Here is a 16571-nt window from a genome sequence, read left to right as displayed (position 1 = left end):
CCACCGGCTGGCGCCGCACGAGGACCGCCACGGTCAGCATGAGCACCACGGTGATGAGACCGAACGGCACGGGCAGCAGCGGGATCAGTGCCGCAGCAGTGTGACGGACAGCGTCGTGGGCTCGAGGGCCCTCACGGCGTGCAGCAGCCCCTCCGTGAGGTGCAGCACCTGGCCCGGCCGCAGCTGCACGGGACCCTCCGGGAGCTGGAAATCCACGCTCCCCCGGACCACCTGGATCAGCGCCGGGTGCGGTGCGGCGTGCTCGTGGAGCTCGTCGCCCTCGTGGAACTCGAAGGCGACCACCTTGACGCCATCCTCCTCCACCACCGTGGCAGCACTGGGGCGGCCCGGACGGGGTTCGCTGCGGCCGACCAGCTCTGAAAGGGTGGCGACTCCGCTCCCGGAGCCGTGGTGGGTGGTGTGCTCGAACGAGTGGTGCGCCATCGCTTCTCAGGTCCCCTCCGTGAATTGTTCGAAACATAATCAGCATATTATGCGCAAGATATTGGATCAATGAGGGTTCACTCGGCCGGAACCGCCGAAAAGCAGTCGCTCTCCTCCTGCGGCACCTCCCAGCTGACCCGATGCACCGAACGGCCCACCCACGAGGAGGTCGTGGCCCGCCTGAGGACGCGCCTCCCTCAGACACTCATCCGAGGGTTGCTCACACGAGGGCCAGCACGAACGTCCACACGCACACCACCGCGAGCATGCCCAGGCTGTAGGCGATGGAGCCGCGCATGATCTCACTCTCCCGCCCGTTGAGACCCACCGCGCCGGAGGCGATCGCGATGGACTGCGGGGAGATGACCTTTGCGGTGGTACCGCCTGCCGTGTTGGTCCCCACGAGGAGGGACGGGGCGGCGCCGATGCCCTGCGCCGTCGCCACCTGCAGCGGCGCGAAGAGGGTGTTGTTGTTGACCACCGAGCCCGTGAGGAACACGCCGATCCAGCCGATCACCGGGGCGATGAGCGGGAAAATGGGACCGACGGCGGCCAGCGCGGTGCCCATGGCGGTGGAGCCGCCGGAGTAGTTGGCGATGTTCGCGAGCACCAGGATCACGGCGATGAGCAGGATGGCCGGGCCCAGTGCCTTGAGGGCGCCCGCCAGCTCCTCCCCCAGTTCTTTGGTGTGCAGCTGCGGGGTGGTGAAGAACGTGATGAGCACCGCGATCAGGATGGCCGTTCCGGTGGCACCGAGGATCGAGAAGGTCCAGGTGGCATTGACGACCGTTCCGGCGGCGGTGGTCACGTGACCGGTGAGCCCGGGCATGGGCACCTTGAAGGTCGTGAAGCTCAGCGCACCCTTGGTGAAGAGGTTCTGCACGGCGGGGACGGACCACAGCAGGATCACGGCGGTGAGGATGTAGAAGGGGCTCCACGCGCGGATCACCTCGCTCGCGGGATGGCTGGCCTCAGCGGTCTCGGGTGCCTCCGGGGCACGCGAGATCCGGCGCGGGGACCACACGTGGCACACCGCGAACAGGGCGACCATGGCCAGCAGGCCGGCCGCGAGATCTGCCAGCTCGGGGCCCATGAACCACAGCAGGCCACCCTGCACCGCGCAGAAGACCACCGAGGAGACGAGCGCCGGGAGCCAGCCCTCGCGCAGGCCGCGCACCCCGTCGACCATCCACACGAGCAGGAACGGAACGAGGAACGTGAGCGGCTGGAGCAGCAGCACGAGGGCTCGCGAGAGTTCCTGCGTCTCCATGCCGGTGACCTGCGCGCCCACGAGCACGGGCACGCCAATGGCGCCGTAGGCACCGGCGGCCACGTTGGCCACGAGGCACAGCACTGCGGCGCGCACGGGCGGGAACCCCAGCTGCACGAGCAGTGCCGCGCAGATCGCAATGGGCACGCCGAAGCCTGCCACGCCCTCCAGGAACGCGCCGAACGCAAACGCAATGAGCAGCACCTGCACGCGCTGGTCAGCGGAGACCGCGGCGATCGAGGAGCGGATCACGTCGAAGTGGCCCGAGCGCACGCTCAGCCGGTACAGCCACACCGCCATGACGATGATGTACGCGATGGGCCACAGCGCGGTCAGCAACCCCAGCAGACCTGCACCGGCCGCGGCGGAGACGGGCATGTGGAACACGAGCAGTGCCACCAGGATCTGCACCACCAGCGCAATGAGCCCCGATGTCAGCCCCGTGAGCTTGAACAGCATCATGCAGGCCAGGAACACGACTATCGGGATCGCGGCCACGAGCGCGGTGAGGGGCAGGCTGCCCAGGGTGTCAAGAGATTGGGTCCACATTGGAGCCTCCACGACGTCCGGCGGGTGAGCAGTCCTCAAGGCGGGCTCGCGACGTCGCCGCGGTGCGCGCCGTCGTCGGCCGCCGGTCGCGCAGCGGGGCGGGTTCCGGGAGCCAGCGGACCCTCGTACCACCGCCTGCCACGCGCCGCAGCGACGCCTTGATCACAGGGTCAACGCTAGTCCTGAACCGGGCAGTTCGGGCGGGAACCCTCCGCGGAGAGTGACAGGTGAGAAGTGGGACACCCGGCTGCGGACCCCCTGGGGAGCGGCACAGCCGCCCATTGGGTCCGGAACCCCGCGAGTGGGAACGGAACACCGTAAAAATACCCACACTGTGAAATTACGATAGGCAAACCTTAGTTATTCTCAATGCCCTCGGCACCCGCCACAACCCTTTCTGGCGGCAGTACCGGAAACGCCTCGGAACGCGTCCCGCGATACCCCTCCCGGCGTAGAATTGAGGGCGATGAACTCCCGGAGTTCAGCACTCGGCTCACCCACTGACGAGGGACAACGATGACGGCGACCATTCAGCGAAAACAACGCACGTCAGCCCCGCCGCGCACACGGCTGCCGGTGTCGAACTTCGCCGCGAAAACCACCATGGCCGTCACCGGTCTTATTTTCGTCGGATTTGTGTTCGTGCACATGTACGGCAATCTGCACATCTTCCGCGGCCAGGAGGAGTTCGACCACTACGCACACTGGTTGCGCGAGATCCTGATGCCGCTCATGCCCTACGAGGGTGTCCTGTGGGTGCTGCGCGTCGTGTTGCTGATCAGCCTGGTGCTGCACGTGGGCTGCGGGCTCCTGCTGTGGACGCGCGCCCGTCGAGCCCGCGGGCCGTTCAAACGCACCGGGCTGCGCCGGGGCGACGCCCTGATGGCGCGCTCGATGCTCGGGACCGGCCTGGTGATCCTGCTGTTCGTGATCTTCCACATCCTGGACCTCACGCTGGGTGTTCAGCCGGCCGCATCCGGGGCGTTCGAGAGCGGATCGGCGTACGCCAATCTGGTCGCCAGTTTCCAGCGGCCCGTCGTGGCCCTCTTCTACATGCTCACCATGCTGGTGCTCACCGTGCACGTGGCCCACGGGACGTGGACCGCCGCCAACGACCTCGGCGCCACCGGCAGGCGGCTGCGGCAGCTCGCCGCGTGGGTGGCGGGGCTGGTCGCCATGGCCATCTGCTTGGGCAACATCTCGATCCCCGTCTTGGTTCTCCTGGGAGTGATTCAGTGATGACGGCATCCTCGACCACCCAGCCGCACGCCCTGCTGGACGAGCTGCGCACCGTGGGTTCGGACCTCCCTGGCCTGGGCTCGGACGTGCCCCCGTCTCAGATGTGGGCGGACCGGCGGCTGCACTACCGCATGGTGGGCCCGCTCAACCGTCGGAAGTTCACCGTGGTCGTCGTGGGCACCGGACTCGCCGGTGCAGGTGCGGCGGCGGCCCTGGGCGAACTCGGCTACAACGTGGAGTCGTTCACCTTCCACGACGCCCCGCGCCGCGCCCACTCGGTGGCCGCCCAGGGTGGCATCAATGCCGCACGCGCCCGCACGGTGGACAACGACTCGATCGCCCGGTTCGTGAAGGACACCGTCAAGGGCGGCGACTTCCGCGGCCGCGAGGCCGATGCCTGGCGGCTGGCCGAGGAGAGCATCCGGGTCATCGACCACATGAACGCGATCGGCGCGCCCTTCGCCCGCGAGTACGGGGGCGGGCTGGCCACCCGCTCGTTCGGCGGCGTGCAGGTCTCCCGGACCTACTACACGCGCGGGCAGACCGGTCAGCAGCTGCAGGTTGCCGCCGCCCAGGCGCTGCTGCGGCAGGTCTCCACGGGACAGGTGAACCTGCACACTCGCACGGAGATGCTGGACCTCATCGTCGTGGAGGGCCGCGCCCAGGGCATCGTGGTGCGCGACCTCGTGACCGGGAAGATCTCGGCGGTCACCGGGGACGCCGTGGTGCTCGCCACCGGCGGCTACGGCAACGTCTACTACCGCTCCACGCTGGCCAAGAACTCGAACGTCACCGCCGCATTCCGGGCTCATCGGCGCGGCGCGCTGTTCGCCAACCCGTGCTTCATCCAGTTCCACCCCACAGCCCTGCCGGTCTCCAGCGAGTGGCAGTCGAAGACCACTCTCATGAGCGAGTCCCTGCGCAACGACGGCCGAATCTGGGTTCCCGTGAAGGCCGGGGACCACCGGCCCCCGAACGAGATTCCCGAGGACGAGCGCGACTACTACCTCGAACGCCGGTACCCGGCCTTCGGCAACCTCACACCGCGCGACGTCGCCAGCCGGGCCGCGCGCACCGAGATCGACGCGGGCCGCGGCGTCGGGCCGCTGAAGAACTCCGTCTACCTCGACTTCCGGGACGCCATCGAGCGGCTCGGACGGACGGTGATCGCCGAGCGCTACGGCAACCTCTTCGAGATGTACTCGGACGCCACCGGCGAGGACCCGTACGAGGAGCCCATGCGCATTGCGCCCGGCGCGCACTTCGCCATGGGCGGGCTGTGGAGCGACTACGACATGATGACGTCGATCCCCGGGCTGTTCGTGGGCGGCGAGGCCGGCTGGGGCTACCACGGCGCCAACCGCCTGGGCGCCAACTCGCTGCTCTCCGCGTGCGTGGACGGGTGGTTCACGCTCCCCTACTCGGTGCCCAACTACCTGGCACCGCTGCTGAGCAAGCCGAAGCTCTCACCGGACGACGACGTCGTGCGGGCCGCGGTTGCCGAGGCCGAGGCGGACGTGCAGGCGCTGGTCGACATCGGCGGCACGCAGGGCCCGGAGCGCTTCCACCGCCGACTGGGCGACCTACTGTACGAGAAGTGCGGGGTGACGCGCACCGCCGAGGGGCTGGCCGAGGGTCTGCGAGGCATCCAGGAGCTGCGCAGGGAGTTCTGGAGCGACCTGCGGGTGCAGGGGCGCCCGGACGGCTTCAACCAGGAGCTCGAGCGCGCCGGCCGTGTGGCCGACTACCTGGATATGGCCGAGCTCATGTGCCTGGACGCGCTGGACCGGGACGAGTCCGCCGGCGCGCACTTCCGCGAGGAGCACCAGACCGAGGGCGGCGAGGCCCAGCGCGACGACGAGCACTGGCTGTTCGCGTCCGCGTGGGAGCGTGCTGATTCCGGCGAGACCGGCGAAACGGGACCGCGCTACATCAGGCACCAGGAGCCCCTGGAGTTCCCCAGCGTCCCGCCCGAGACCCGCGACTACCGATGAGAGGACCATCCTCATGAAACTCACGTTGAAAGTCTGGCGTCAGGAGTCCGGCGCCGAGGAGGGGCACTTCGAGGAGTACCTGCTGGAGGAGGTCGGACCCGAGTTCTCCCTCTTGGAGGCGCTCGACAAGCTCAACGACGACCTCGTTACCCATGGCGAGGAGCCGATCGCGTTCGACTCGGACTGCCGCGAGGGCATCTGCGGGGCGTGCGGCGTGACTGTGGACGGCAGACCCCACGGCCCCCAGGAGAAGACGCCGTCCTGCCGGCAGCACCTGCGCTCCTTCGAGGACGGCGCGACCGTGCAGCTCGAACCGTTCCGCAGCGGCGCGTTCCCCGTGGTCAAGGACCTCGCGGTGGACCGCAGCGCGCTGGACCGAGTGATCGAAGCCGGTGGTTTCGTCTCCACCTCCGTGGGCACCGCCCCGGACGCGGACGCCATCCCGGTGTCCCACGAGGCCGCGGAGTGGGCGCTGGACCTGGCAGCGTGCATCGGCTGCGGTGCGTGCGTGGCCGCGTGCCCCAACGGTTCCGCGCAGCTGTTCGCCGGGTCCAAGACGATGCACCTGGCCACGCTGCCCTCCAGTTCCCAGGAGCGTGGCCGCCGGGCCAAAGGCATCACGCGTGCGGCCGAGGAGGAGTTCGGTCCGTGCTCGGTCTACGGCGAGTGCGCGGAGGTGTGCCCCGCGGGCATCCCGCTCACCGCGATCGCCGGGCTCAACCGGGAGAAGCTGCGGCAGGTGCTGCGCAACAAGGACGACTGACCCGCTCCCCCGACGACAGACGACGACGCTCGGTGCCCCTGTGAGGGCACCGAGCGTCGTCGTACGGGGAGGGTTTGCCGGGCAGACTATATGGCGAGGTCGCCGAGGATCCACATCCAGCCGCTGCCCACGACGGTCCAGATGACAATGATCGCGACGGACATGATGAAGGCGACCTTGAACCACTCGGAGACCTTGATGTACCCGGAGCCGTAGACCACGCCGGACGGGCCGGACGCGTAGTGGCTGATGGCGCCGAAGAGGTTGCCGATGAAGCCGAGAGCGAGGGCCGCAAACATCGGCGGGGCACCGGCGGTGATGGCCGCGCCCAGGAACACGCCGTACATGGCGACGATCTGCGCGGTGTTCGAGGCGAACATGTAGTGCGCGTAGAAGTACACGAGCGCCAGGATGGCGAAGGCGACCGGCCAGGACATGCCGCCGACGGCACCGGAAACCACCGAGCCGATCCAGGTGATGACTCCCAGGTTGTTCAGGTTTTCCGCCATGCCCACCAGGACCGCGAAGAAGATCAGGGTGTTCCAGGCGGAGCCGTTCTTGGCCATGTCGTTCCAGGTGAGCACCTTGGTCACGAGCAGCACCGCGATGCCGACGAAGGCCGCCGTGGTGGCGTTGACGCCAATGGCCGTGCCGAAGACCCACAGCACCAGGAGCAGCACGAACGTGGCCGCCATGATGATCTCACCGCGAGTCATGGACCCCATCTTCTGCAGCTCGCTGCGCGCCATGGTGGGTGCTTCCGGCGTGCTCTTCAGCGTGGGCGGGTAGACCTTCATGAGCAGCCACGGGACCACCGCCAGACTCACGAGGCCGGGGATCAGCGCGGCCAGGGCCCACTGGCCCCAGGAGATGTGCACGCCGAGCTTCTCGGCGGAAGCCACGGCCAGCGGATTGCCGGCCATGGCCGTGATGAACATGGCGCTGGTGACCACGTTGACGTGGGCAGCGGTGAACGTGAGGTAGGAGCCGAGCTTCCTGCGGGACTCGTCGGTGTCCGGGGTGGAGCCCTGGACCTCCGCGACGGAGCGGACGATCGGGTAGATCACACCACCCGCGCGAGCCGTGTTGGACGGGGTGGCCGGTGCGAGCAGGAGGTCCGTGACCGCCATGCCGTAGGCGATGCCCAGGGGCGATTTGCCGAGGACCCTGAGGAACATCAGGGCCACGCGGCGCCCCAGCCCGGTGAGCAAGAAGCCGTCCGCGATGAAGAACGCCGCGACGATGAGCAGCACGGCGGAGTTGGAGAATCCGCTCAGCGCCTCCCCACTCTTGACATCCATGGCACCGGTGATCATGGCCGTGGCCAGACCGATCAGCGCCACCGACGGGGTGGGCAGAGGCTGCAGGATGAGCCCCAGGATGGTCGCGACGAAGATGCCGAGCATGTGCATGCCGCGGGGGTCCACGCCCTCGGGTGCCGGGATGAAGAAGATCACCGCGCCCACCAGCACCATCAGTCCGAACTTCCAGAGCATCGAGACGGTGCCCCGGCTCATGGTTCTGGATTCGTGGGTGGAATCAACCTGATGGCCGGACATTTCCGCCTCCGAGTGTCGCTCCGGTGTGAGACTCTTCTCCCCTCAATTTTAGGCCCGTGGCCAGCGAAAATACGGCTCCCTGGTCATGTGGAGGCGACCGGTCTGGTGATTCCCGTCACCGTTCATCGGGTGACTATGGTCACTGGGTCAAAGGTCGGGTGCGGGTCTGATTTCAGCCGACCGTAGATGTCGGCGTCGAGACGTTCTCCGTCCACCAGGAATTTCTGACGCTGGGTTCCTTCTTTGACGAAACCAGCTCTTCTCGCGACGACGCCGGAGGCCGGGTTGTTGACGCGGTGGCCGAGTTCCAGGCGCTCCAGTCCGCGCTCCGCGAGGGACCACTCGGCGACCGTGGCTGCGGCGCGGCTCATGACTCCCCTGCCGCGCGCTCGGTCGGTCATCCAGTACCAGAACCACCCGTTCCGGTTGTCCTCGTCCACCGTGACGCAGACGAGGCCGATCAGTGCGTCGGACTCAACGACGGCCCAGGGTTCGTGGGGCGAGTCCGGGCTCACGAGGCGGGCGACGTACGCCGACGCTTCCTCGGCCGAAGTGACCACGCCTTGACGGGCCATGTCGAGGTTGGAGGCGAAGGCTTCGAACACGGCTGAGGCATCGGACTGTCGCAATCTACGAAGGAACAGGGCTTCATCGGGCACGGCAACATTCCTCACCAGTCAATGGTCGGACAAGCCTCGCGGGCTTCCCAGAGATGCGGCTTAAACGACGGCAGCAAAGTCACCTGACACGGCTGCTCCGAACAACGACAGTTCAGCCCGGCTCAGTAGTGGTATCGAGCCTGCAAGATCACGAGATCCTCACCAGTCACGAGGTAGACGAGCCGGTGCTCCTCGTTGATGCGCCGCGACCACGAGCCCCGCGCCCCGTACTTCAACTGCTCCGGCTTGCCGATGCCCTCGAACGGCTCGCACAGGCAGGCATCGATGAGCAGGTTGATCCGCTTGAGGATTCTCCGGTCGGCGGTCTGCCAGTACATGTAGTCCTCCCAGGCGGCCTCGTCCCAGGCCAGCCGCATTCAGACGTCCCGAGCCTGGCTGGACGGCTCGTCGGAACGGTCGAGCTCGTGGACCCGGGCCTTCCCGGCGCGGGCACGATCGTAGGCGTCGAGAAGCCTGCGGGCGTTCGACGGCGACCGGAACAGGTAGGCGGTCTCCTGCCACGCCGCGTACTCGTCGGCGGGCATGAGCACCGCGTTGCCCTTCCGAGAGACGATCTCGATGGCTTCTTGGTCCTCGTTCACGCGCTCGATGAGCGGGAAGAGAGTCTTGCGGGCCTCGCTTGCGCTGATGGACATGGAGTACCTTCCCTACGTTGACTGGTACCAGTTTATAGTACCAGTCAACCTCCTGGCGTGGTCCGCATGACGACGATCAGGCATGGGCTTCCTTCACTGGGGACGTTGCCGACGCCCTCAGACAATTCGGTTCAGGCTGCTTCGTTCCTCAGGGGCCAAACAGGGCCAGGGGCACCACGGCGATACCATCCCGCCGCCGATAGGCGGTCGGACCCGTCGTGATGATCAGACCATCCACGAAACGTGATCCCAGCTGATCGCGCAGCCAGCGCAGGTGCTTGCCGTCGGAGTCGCTGATAGCCGCCGCGAGCTTCACCTCCGCCCCAACAACCCCGCCGTCGGGCCGCACGACCACGAGGTCCACCTCATGGTCGCCGTTGCGCGTCCGCAGGTGTGCGACGTCGACCTCCGCGGCCTGGGCAGCGACACGGACGCACAATGTCACCAACGATTCGAAGAGCGTCCCCAGCATGGAACCCGCCTGGGGACGAAGTGGCTCCCCTTTGCCGCCCAGCAGTGCGTCAGCGCCCAGGCCGAGGAGGCGAGCTGCCAGAGCAGGATCGGCCAGGTGGTGCTTCGGAGCCTGCCCGAGGCGAGTCATCGGACTGCCGGTCGGGGTCCAGGCCGGCACAGGGTCGAGAAGCCACAACGAGGCGAGCACCTGGCGGTAGGACTCGGCGGTCGCCCGTGCCGGCTTGTCGCTATGACCAGGGGTCGCCGCATCGAGAATCTGGGAGTAGCTCGCCGTCGTCGAAGTGGCGGAAGCATACGCTCGCAGCCAGGCCATCATGGCCTCCGGGCGACGGACGGCCAGGCCCTGTTCCGGCACGTCACGCTCCACCGCGTTGCGCAAGTAGGAATCGAGCTGGAAGCCCCGGGCGCGGGCGCTCAGGCCGCGCATCCCCGGGAAACCCGACGCAACGATCTCCTCCACGTATTCGGGCAGCCCCATCGTTGACTCGCCCTGGATGGAGTCACGTCCGGCCAGAACAGCGCCGAGGCTCACGGTTGGTGTTTCCAGACCACGCTCGGCGAGCGTCATCGGACGCATGCGCAGGCGACCGATCCGGCCGGCTCCCGAGTGCTGCACGGTTCCGTCCTGGGGACTCGCACTGCCGGTCAACAGGAACTGCCCGCCCACGGCGTCCTCATCCACGGCGCGGCGAACAACGTCCCACACCTCTGGCATCTTCTGCCATTCATCGATGAGGAGCGGACGCGGGCGGCGGAGAATGATCTGCGGATCCGCTGCGACAGGCTCCCGAACGGCTTTAGAGTCCAGCTTCACCAGCCCAGCCGCCCGTTGTTCCGCCGTCGTGGTCTTGCCTACGGCCTTGGGGCCGTCCAGCGCGAGGGCCGCCACCTCGCCAAAGAGATCATCCAGCTCGAGGTCCACGACGCGACGGGTGTACGACATGGCTTAATCATACCGTTAGCAGGTGTCGCACTAGACAAAACGCATGGCCTGAACTCAACAGAACGCCGCCAGGTTGGCATTGAACTGGCCACCTTGACGGACATCGCGCTCTGACCCGCCGGGGCGAGGCTCACACACCCGTCGTTCGAGCAATTCAGACCCAGGCTCCGCTGCTCCGACATCACTCGCCCGGCCAAGGATGGGGCAAGCCCCGCAACGCTCCAGCGGGGGACAGTCCTCACGCTGGAACGGAAGTCGCTTACGCTCCAAAGACAGTTCAGCTCACACGTTGAACCTGAACTCCACCCCATTCCGACACCGAGCAATCTCTACCGCCACTGTCGTTGTGCGGGCCAGCACTGATGAGCCGCGCCGTCGCTCACCGGCGGTCAGACAACGGTGCGAGCTGACTCGTCGCCCGCCGTTCGAGCGCACACCATGAGCAGGTTCCCGTCAGGATCCCGGAACTGGACGAAGGCCACGCTCCCGATGTCGACGACGTCCGAGGCGAGTTCGGCCCCGAGATCGCGCACATGCGCCACTACTGCGCCGAGGTCATCGGCCCACCAGAAGAAGCGTGGCGGACCGTCCGGCGTGAACGGCGCGTTCGCGTCCAGAGCAAGGCCGGGGCCCGGTTCCATCGGGACGTCGACGATCGTGTCGTCATGCGAAGGCAGGGACACCTCCGCACCGAGCAGTCTGCCGTACCAGTCGGCAGAGCGGTGGATGTCCCGCACCGGCATGAAGACTTGGCCGATCTCGCGGCGTATAGGAGTCGTCACCGCTCAATCGTATGGCAACGCGTCTCGCGGATCGGCTCGCAGGGTCGTCATCCAGCTGTCCACCGGCACGAGCGGACCCGGGAGGACATGGACAAGGGCAGCAACGCGGTGACCAGACGCAGAGGAAGCGCATGACACCACGCGCAACCGGAGGTTATGCGGCAAAACGAAACTCCACCACGTTCCGGCACGGAGCAACCTCAGCGGCCGCTGGGTCGCAACGGCCCGGTCTGATCGCGGGACAGCCAGTGATGGAGCACATCGGTCCACTCGTCGAAGGCGTCAAGGTGGGCGTCATGGCTGCCGTCGGCCAGATCTACTCTCTGCGTTTCGGGCCTGCGCCGGACCAGTTCGTCCTTATCGGCATCGCTGAACATCCCATGCTTTGCGAAGACCGCGAGCGTGGGAACCTGCAGAGCCTCCCACTCCTGCCAGCGCGGCTCATGGACGGCCTCGATCGTGCGCTGCATGACCGAGGCATCGAAGCGCGGTACCAGGCCATCATCGGTCTGAAGAAGGTCGGCCACCCAGGCATTGACGATCGCGTCATCACCGAGGAACCCCCGCGCGGCAGCTTCGTCTTCGAACGGCACCGGCCAGGACTCGAAGTAGCTGCCGAGTCCGGCAGCCTCTCCCGGATCACCGTTGCCCGCCACGTGCCCTTCCAGCATCACGAGCCCCTCGACCAGGTCTGGCCTCGCCGCCGCGACAAGGAACGCGGTGTGGGCTCCCATCGACTGCCCGACAAGCGTCGCCCGCCGCCCAGGGACGAGTTCCTCAATCACTGCGACGACGTCTCCGACGAAGGCTTCGCGCGACAGATCATCGGGAAGCCGCGTGCTCGCGCCGTGCCCCCGCTGGTCTATGAGCAGCACACGATAGCCCGGTAGCGCATGCGCCGTGGGCAACAGTTCGCGTGAACTCCCCGCGAGGCCGTGCAACAGTACGACGGTGGGGCCATCGCCACCGAGGTCGGTGACCGCGATCCAGACGCTGTCGGGGCGCAACACTGTGCGGTCCATCATGTCAAGTGCAATGGCGTGATCGCCGCGACCATGTCGCGCAGCGCTCGACGCTCGAGCCGCAGCTCATAGTTCGACTGTAAGTTCATCCAAAACTCCTCGGACGTGCCGAAGTAGCGCGCGAGCCGGATAGCTGTGTCCTCACTGATTCCGCGCTTGCCGTGCATTACGACCGATCACCAGGCCCGACCCCGCAGGTCGACCGCACCCACCGGCCAATCGGCGATCTCACCCTCAACCGGCAGGATCAGCAACGGCTGGCCGGGCGGGTCTTCGCGAGGTCGGCCAGACGTATCGATCGAACGCTCCTCAGCAGAGATCCGAGTCCAGCCGCACGAGGCGTAAAACGAGACCACCTCTTCACGACAACCGAGATACCCAAATGCGACGCCGTTGGTTCCCCTCATCGACTCCGCAACAGCGCTCATGAGCCGACTCCCGACGCGCTCACCCCTCATAGCATCAGAGATCAGCACTCCCCCCGCACCGCCGATCTCGATCTCAGTACCGCCGACGGCTATCGTCCGCCTCGCCCAGCCAACATGACCGACGATCTCCCCGCCTCTCCGCGCGATGACATGAAGGGCGTGAGGCGCATACCCGTACGGCATATCGGGGTCCCACTCACCGAAGTCATCCAGGTACTCGGCATCGAAGAGTCGTCGCAATCCCTCGAGGTCACTGGACGTCAGTTCCTCGTGCGCAACGATCTCGATCGCGACTTCTGGCATGCCCCCAAGCCTAGGGCCGTCGTCATCGGGCGTCTGGTCAACATCTCAAATCGCAGACGTGCCGCTGGCCGACCTCGCGCAGGCCACCCTGAAGAGCCTCGATCAAGAGGAGTTGCAGCTTCAGAGGTTAGATCGAAAAGCGAAACTCCACCGAGTTCCGGCATGGAGAACCATCTTCGGTCGAGACGCGTCGACGTCGCTCATCCTCTGCCGTCACCCAGCTCCCAGAGCAACTCGAGATCGTGATGGTCCTCAGGCCGGAGCTCATATCCTGACCTCAACTCCACGAGCCTCGCCGCAGTCGCTACGACCACTGGGCGACCACGAATCATCCCCGCAGCACGATCGCGCGCACGATGGGCGAAGGTCTCGTCCCCGAACCCCCTCTGGACACCGTCACCGGCTGCGTCCAGCGTCATCGGGTGGATGTCGACAGCCCGATCGCCCGATCGCAGCTCCACACGAATCGGTCGCCAATCCTCGACGACCTCGTACCCGCGACCGGACAGCCACTCGATGAGGGTGTCGACTTGTCCAGCGTCGACGAAGAGGTCCAGGTCTCCGTGCGTTCTGGACTGGGATCCGACCAAGGCATCGACAGCCCAGCCGCCGTTCACCTGGTACACGACAGAGCGCTCGTCGAGCCAGTCGACGACTCGGACGACCTCCTCGGCGTCCATCCCTCCAGACATCACGCGACCTGCAGCGGCGTGATCGACGCGATCTGATCCCCTGCAGCATCCTCTGCGCGATCCAGCTCGTAGTGGCTTTGCAGGTTGATCCAGAACTCAGCCGACGTGCCGAAGTACTTCGCCAGCCGCAACGCGGTGTCCGCGGTGATCCCCCGCTTGCCGTGCACGATCTCATTGATCCGACGCGGCGGCACCCCGATCGACACGGCGAGCTTGTTCTGAGTGATCCCGAACCCCTCGATGAAGTCCTCCATGAGGACCTCTCCAGGGTGTATCGGCTCGATCCTGTCAGTGATAGTCAACGATCTCCACCTCCTCTGGCCCAGCATCCGTCCACACGAAGCAGATTCGCCACTGGTCGTTGATCCTGATGCTGTTCTGCCCGACCCGATCACCCTTCAGTGCTTCGAGCCGGTTGCCCGGCGGGACGCGAAGGTCGTCGAGCACCTCCGCCGACCCCACCTGACGCAGCTTGCGCAGAGCAACCCGATGGATCCTGGGATCGATGGACCGCACGCGCTCACGACGCCACAGACGCTCGGTGTCCTTGCTGCCGAACGATCTGATCACGAGGCCAGTGTATAACGCGGAGCGTCAATAACGCTATACGTTAAATCGGAACTCCACCACATCCCCATCCTGCATCACGTACTCCTTACCCTCCATGCGCACCTTGCCCGCGGCCTTCGCGTCGGCCATGGACCCGGCGGCCATGAGGTCGTCGTAGGAGACGATCTCCGCCTTGATGAAGCCCCGCTCGAAGTCCGAGTGGATCACCCCGGCGGCCTTGGGGGCGGTGTCGCCCTGGTTGATGGTCCACGCGCGGGCCTCCTTGGGGCCGGCGGTGAGGTAGGTCTGCAGGCCCAGGGTGGAGAAGCCCACGCGGGCCAGCTTGTCCAGGCCGGACTCGTCCTGGCCCTCCATCTCCAGCATCTCGCGGGCCTCCTCCTCGGAGAGCTCCACCAGATCCGCCTCGAGCTTCGCGTCCAGGAACACGCACTGCGCGGGCGCCACCAGCGCCTCCAGCTCAGCCTGACGCTCGGGTGAGGACAGCACGCCCTCGTCCGCGTTGAATACGTAGATGAACGGCTTGGCGGTGAGCAGGTTCAGCTCGCGCAGGTTGTCGGTGTCCAGCTTCTCCGGCCCGGCGGCCTCGAAGATCGTGCGGCCCTCCGCCAGCACCTTCTCCGCGGCCTGGTACGCCGCGAGTTGCTCGGGCGAGCCCTTCTTGATCTTGACCTGCTTCTCGAGCTTGGGAATGGCGTTCTCGAGGGTCTGCAGATCGGCCAGAATCAGCTCGGTGTTGATAGTCTCCATGTCGGAGGCGGGATCGATCTTCCCGTCCACGTGCACCACGTCCGGATCGTCGAACACACGGATGACCTGGGCAATCGCGTGCGCCTCACGAATGTTGGCCAGGAACTGGTTGCCCAGCCCCTCCCCCTCGGACGCGCCCTTCACGATGCCCGCGATGTCCACGAAAGACACCGTGGCCGGCACGATCTTCTGCGAACCGAACATCTCCGCGAGCCTGTCCAGCCGCTCGTCCGGCAGGTTCACCACACCCACGTTGGGCTCGATGGTCGCGAACGGGTAGTTCGCGGCGAGCACCGTGTTGCGCGTGAGCGCGTTGAACAGGGTTGATTTTCCGACGTTCGGCAGACCGACGATTCCGATAGTAAGAGCCACGGCAGACCAGTCTACCGGTGCTCGGACCGCCGGGGGGCCCGCCCGCGCACGTTCCGTCCCCGCGTCAGCAGGTCCTATCGGAAGTGCCCACCCCTGACACTTGTCACCCCCACGTCGTGACAAACCACGGTTCCGGGCCCGGGCCGCCCGCGGGAGGGTGGAGTCATGAACACCACAGCACCCCGGGAAGCCCCCGCGATCACCGTGACGGACGCCGTCAAGTCCTTCCGCACCCGCCGGGAAACGGTGCGCGCCGTGAAGGGTGTCTCGCTGCGGGTCCCGCGCGGCGACGTCGTCGCCCTGCTCGGTCCCAACGGCGCCGGGAAGACGACCCTGCTGGACATGGTCCTCGGCATGACCGACCCCACCGAGGGCGAGGTGCGCGTGTGCGGTGAGACGCCGCGCGTCGCCGTCGCGCACGGGAAGGTCGGCGCGGTGCAGCAAGCGGGCGGGCTGCTCGGGGACCTGTCCGTGCGCGAGACCGTGACCATGATCGCCTCGCTCTACCGCGACCACGCGCCGGTGGCCGAGGTGCTCGAGCGGGCCGGAGCCGCGCAGTTCGCGAACCGCAAGGTGTCCAGGTGCTCGGGCGGTCAGCAGCAACGCGTACGGTTCGCGCTCGCCCTGCTCCCCCGCCCCGAACTGCTCGTGCTGGACGAGCCCACCGCGGGCATGGACGTGCAGTCCCGCGCCGAGTTCTGGGACACGATGCATGCCGAGGCCCAGCGCGGGCTCACGGTCGTGTTCGCCACCCACTACCTGCAGGAAGCGGAGGATTTTGCGCGGCGTGTAGTGCTCATGGACCACGGCATGGTCCACCACGACGGGACGCTCGACAGCTTCCGTTCCGCCTCCACCCGTCAGACCGTCTCCTTCTCCTGGCCGGGGACGACGCCGCTGCCGGACCTTTCCGGCGTCACGCACCTCGATCGGGCGGGCACCCGCGTCACCGCGCACACCCGGGAATCCGACCGGCTGGCCCGCGTCCTGCTCACCGAGACCCCGGCCACCGAGCTGGAGATCTCTCGCGGCGGGCTCGAGGACGCCTTCGCCGCCCTCGTGAACCGCTCTGGCGAGCACTGAACCGCAGCGTCCCCGCCTCATC

At 66.9% G+C, this 16571-nt stretch carries 18 protein-coding genes and 1 pseudogene; 4 read left to right on the top strand and 15 right to left on the bottom strand.

All coding sequences use genetic code 11. From position 1 onward, the window contains the following. Positions 1 to 84: 84 nt before the first annotated feature. A complete protein-coding gene (locus tag ACW9PK_RS09660) occupies positions 85 to 444 on the bottom strand; it encodes a cupin domain-containing protein (RefSeq protein WP_457015699.1) in 360 nt (119 codons plus the stop codon). A gap of 220 nt (positions 445 to 664) precedes the next feature. Continuing rightward, on the bottom strand, positions 665 to 2263 hold the full coding sequence (locus ACW9PK_RS09655; protein ID WP_457015697.1) for an L-lactate permease: 1599 nt from the start codon (positions 2261 to 2263) through the stop codon (positions 665 to 667). Between the two features lie 603 nt (positions 2264 to 2866). Between ACW9PK_RS09655 and ACW9PK_RS09650 the strand changes: the two genes are divergently transcribed. Genes ACW9PK_RS09650 through ACW9PK_RS09640 form a run of 3 tightly spaced genes read left to right on the top strand, consistent with a single transcriptional unit; the run spans position 2867 to position 6259 of the window. Beyond that, complete coding sequence (locus ACW9PK_RS09650) at positions 2867 to 3502, top strand: succinate dehydrogenase cytochrome b subunit (RefSeq protein ID WP_457015696.1); 636 nt, start codon at positions 2867 to 2869, stop codon at positions 3500 to 3502. Further along, positions 3502 to 5496, top strand: coding sequence for a fumarate reductase/succinate dehydrogenase flavoprotein subunit (locus tag ACW9PK_RS09645; RefSeq protein WP_457015694.1), 1995 nt, complete (start codon positions 3502 to 3504; stop codon positions 5494 to 5496). The genes ACW9PK_RS09650 and ACW9PK_RS09645 overlap by 1 nt, the downstream gene beginning before the upstream one ends. A 13-nt stretch (positions 5497 to 5509) precedes the next feature. Beyond that, positions 5510 to 6259, top strand: a complete 750-nt coding sequence (locus tag ACW9PK_RS09640; protein WP_457015692.1) for a succinate dehydrogenase/fumarate reductase iron-sulfur subunit — start codon at positions 5510 to 5512, stop codon at positions 6257 to 6259. Between the two features lie 86 nt (positions 6260 to 6345). On the opposite strand, the gene ACW9PK_RS09635 is transcribed toward ACW9PK_RS09640, so the two are convergent. From ACW9PK_RS09635 to ychF, 13 genes and pseudogenes are all read right to left on the bottom strand, one after another. After that, positions 6346 to 7776, bottom strand: a complete 1431-nt coding sequence (locus ACW9PK_RS09635; protein WP_457015690.1) for an anion permease — start codon at positions 7774 to 7776, stop codon at positions 6346 to 6348. A 164-nt stretch (positions 7777 to 7940) separates the two neighbouring features. Further along, a complete protein-coding gene (locus tag ACW9PK_RS09630) occupies positions 7941 to 8477 on the bottom strand; it encodes a GNAT family N-acetyltransferase (RefSeq protein WP_457015689.1) in 537 nt (178 codons plus the stop codon). 122 nt (positions 8478 to 8599) lie between these two features. Further along, entirely contained in the window at positions 8600 to 8854 is a 255-nt protein-coding gene (locus tag ACW9PK_RS09625; protein ID WP_457015688.1) for a Txe/YoeB family addiction module toxin, read from the bottom strand. Beyond that, positions 8855 to 9133: a type II toxin-antitoxin system Phd/YefM family antitoxin gene (locus ACW9PK_RS09620; RefSeq protein ID WP_457015687.1), complete on the bottom strand. Its 279-nt coding sequence runs from the start codon at positions 9131 to 9133 to the stop codon at positions 8855 to 8857. Positions 9134 to 9281: 148 nt separating this feature from the next. After that, positions 9282 to 10550: an ATP-binding protein gene (locus ACW9PK_RS09615; RefSeq protein WP_457015685.1), complete on the bottom strand. Its 1269-nt coding sequence runs from the start codon at positions 10548 to 10550 to the stop codon at positions 9282 to 9284. A gap of 389 nt (positions 10551 to 10939) precedes the next feature. Continuing rightward, the gene (locus ACW9PK_RS09610; protein WP_457015683.1) at positions 10940 to 11332 is read right to left on the bottom strand and encodes a VOC family protein; all 393 of its coding nucleotides are present in this window, start codon (positions 11330 to 11332) and stop codon (positions 10940 to 10942) included. A 200-nt stretch (positions 11333 to 11532) separates the two neighbouring features. Next, complete coding sequence (locus ACW9PK_RS09605) at positions 11533 to 12342, bottom strand: alpha/beta fold hydrolase (protein ID WP_457015682.1); 810 nt, start codon at positions 12340 to 12342, stop codon at positions 11533 to 11535. 11 nt (positions 12343 to 12353) lie between these two features. Then, positions 12354 to 12524 (bottom strand): annotated as a pseudogene (locus tag ACW9PK_RS09600) (HigA family addiction module antitoxin); the annotation flags it as partial. Between the two features lie 6 nt (positions 12525 to 12530). Continuing rightward, positions 12531 to 13085, bottom strand: coding sequence for a GNAT family N-acetyltransferase (locus ACW9PK_RS09595; RefSeq protein ID WP_457015681.1), 555 nt, complete (start codon positions 13083 to 13085; stop codon positions 12531 to 12533). A gap of 200 nt (positions 13086 to 13285) precedes the next feature. Beyond that, positions 13286 to 13765: a nucleotidyltransferase domain-containing protein gene (locus tag ACW9PK_RS09590; protein ID WP_457015680.1), complete on the bottom strand. Its 480-nt coding sequence runs from the start codon at positions 13763 to 13765 to the stop codon at positions 13286 to 13288. An 11-nt stretch (positions 13766 to 13776) separates the two neighbouring features. After that, on the bottom strand, positions 13777 to 14079 hold the full coding sequence (locus tag ACW9PK_RS09585; RefSeq protein ID WP_175985843.1) for a HigA family addiction module antitoxin: 303 nt from the start codon (positions 14077 to 14079) through the stop codon (positions 13777 to 13779). Further along, complete coding sequence (locus tag ACW9PK_RS09580) at positions 14066 to 14347, bottom strand: type II toxin-antitoxin system RelE/ParE family toxin (RefSeq protein WP_457015679.1); 282 nt, start codon at positions 14345 to 14347, stop codon at positions 14066 to 14068. The genes ACW9PK_RS09585 and ACW9PK_RS09580 overlap by 14 nt, the downstream gene beginning before the upstream one ends. Positions 14348 to 14380: 33 nt before the next feature. Next, positions 14381 to 15466 carry a redox-regulated ATPase YchF gene (gene ychF / locus ACW9PK_RS09575; RefSeq protein ID WP_035965948.1) on the bottom strand — a complete coding sequence of 362 codons (1086 nt, stop codon included), beginning with the start codon at positions 15464 to 15466 and terminating at the stop codon, positions 14381 to 14383. A gap of 165 nt (positions 15467 to 15631) precedes the next feature. On the opposite strand from ychF, the gene ACW9PK_RS09570 reads away from it, so the two are divergent. Further along, positions 15632 to 16549, top strand: coding sequence for an ABC transporter ATP-binding protein (locus ACW9PK_RS09570; RefSeq protein ID WP_457015678.1), 918 nt, complete (start codon positions 15632 to 15634; stop codon positions 16547 to 16549). The last annotated feature ends 22 nt before the right edge of the window (positions 16550 to 16571 follow it).

Source organism: Kocuria sp. MNB10 (genome assembly GCF_054073685.1).
Note: the sequence above shows the minus strand (reverse complement) of the source record. Positions and strands in the feature narration are given on the sequence as shown.

Excerpts from the sequence above, each read along its gene's own strand:
- ACW9PK_RS09590 (WP_457015680.1), bottom strand. The coding sequence starts at position 13,765 with ATGGACGCCGAGGAGGTCGTCCGAGTCGTCGACTGGCTCGACGAGCGC.
- ACW9PK_RS09655 (WP_457015697.1), bottom strand. The coding sequence starts at position 2,263 with ATGTGGACCCAATCTCTTGACACCCTGGGCAGCCTGCCCCTCACCGCG.
- ACW9PK_RS09625 (WP_457015688.1), bottom strand. The coding sequence starts at position 8,854 with ATGCGGCTGGCCTGGGACGAGGCCGCCTGGGAGGACTACATGTACTGG.
- ACW9PK_RS09570 (WP_457015678.1), top strand. The coding sequence starts at position 15,632 with ATGAACACCACAGCACCCCGGGAAGCCCCCGCGATCACCGTGACGGAC.
- ACW9PK_RS09620 (WP_457015687.1), bottom strand. The coding sequence starts at position 9,133 with ATGTCCATCAGCGCAAGCGAGGCCCGCAAGACTCTCTTCCCGCTCATC.
- ACW9PK_RS09635 (WP_457015690.1), bottom strand. The coding sequence starts at position 7,776 with ATGAGCCGGGGCACCGTCTCGATGCTCTGGAAGTTCGGACTGATGGTG.
- ACW9PK_RS09640 (WP_457015692.1), top strand. The coding sequence starts at position 5,510 with ATGAAACTCACGTTGAAAGTCTGGCGTCAGGAGTCCGGCGCCGAGGAG.
- ACW9PK_RS09650 (WP_457015696.1), top strand. The coding sequence starts at position 2,867 with ATGGCCGTCACCGGTCTTATTTTCGTCGGATTTGTGTTCGTGCACATG.
- ACW9PK_RS09660 (WP_457015699.1), bottom strand. The coding sequence starts at position 444 with ATGGCGCACCACTCGTTCGAGCACACCACCCACCACGGCTCCGGGAGC.
- ACW9PK_RS09615 (WP_457015685.1), bottom strand. The coding sequence starts at position 10,550 with ATGTCGTACACCCGTCGCGTCGTGGACCTCGAGCTGGATGATCTCTTT.
- ACW9PK_RS09645 (WP_457015694.1), top strand. The coding sequence starts at position 3,502 with ATGACGGCATCCTCGACCACCCAGCCGCACGCCCTGCTGGACGAGCTG.
- ACW9PK_RS09595 (WP_457015681.1), bottom strand. The coding sequence starts at position 13,085 with ATGCCAGAAGTCGCGATCGAGATCGTTGCGCACGAGGAACTGACGTCC.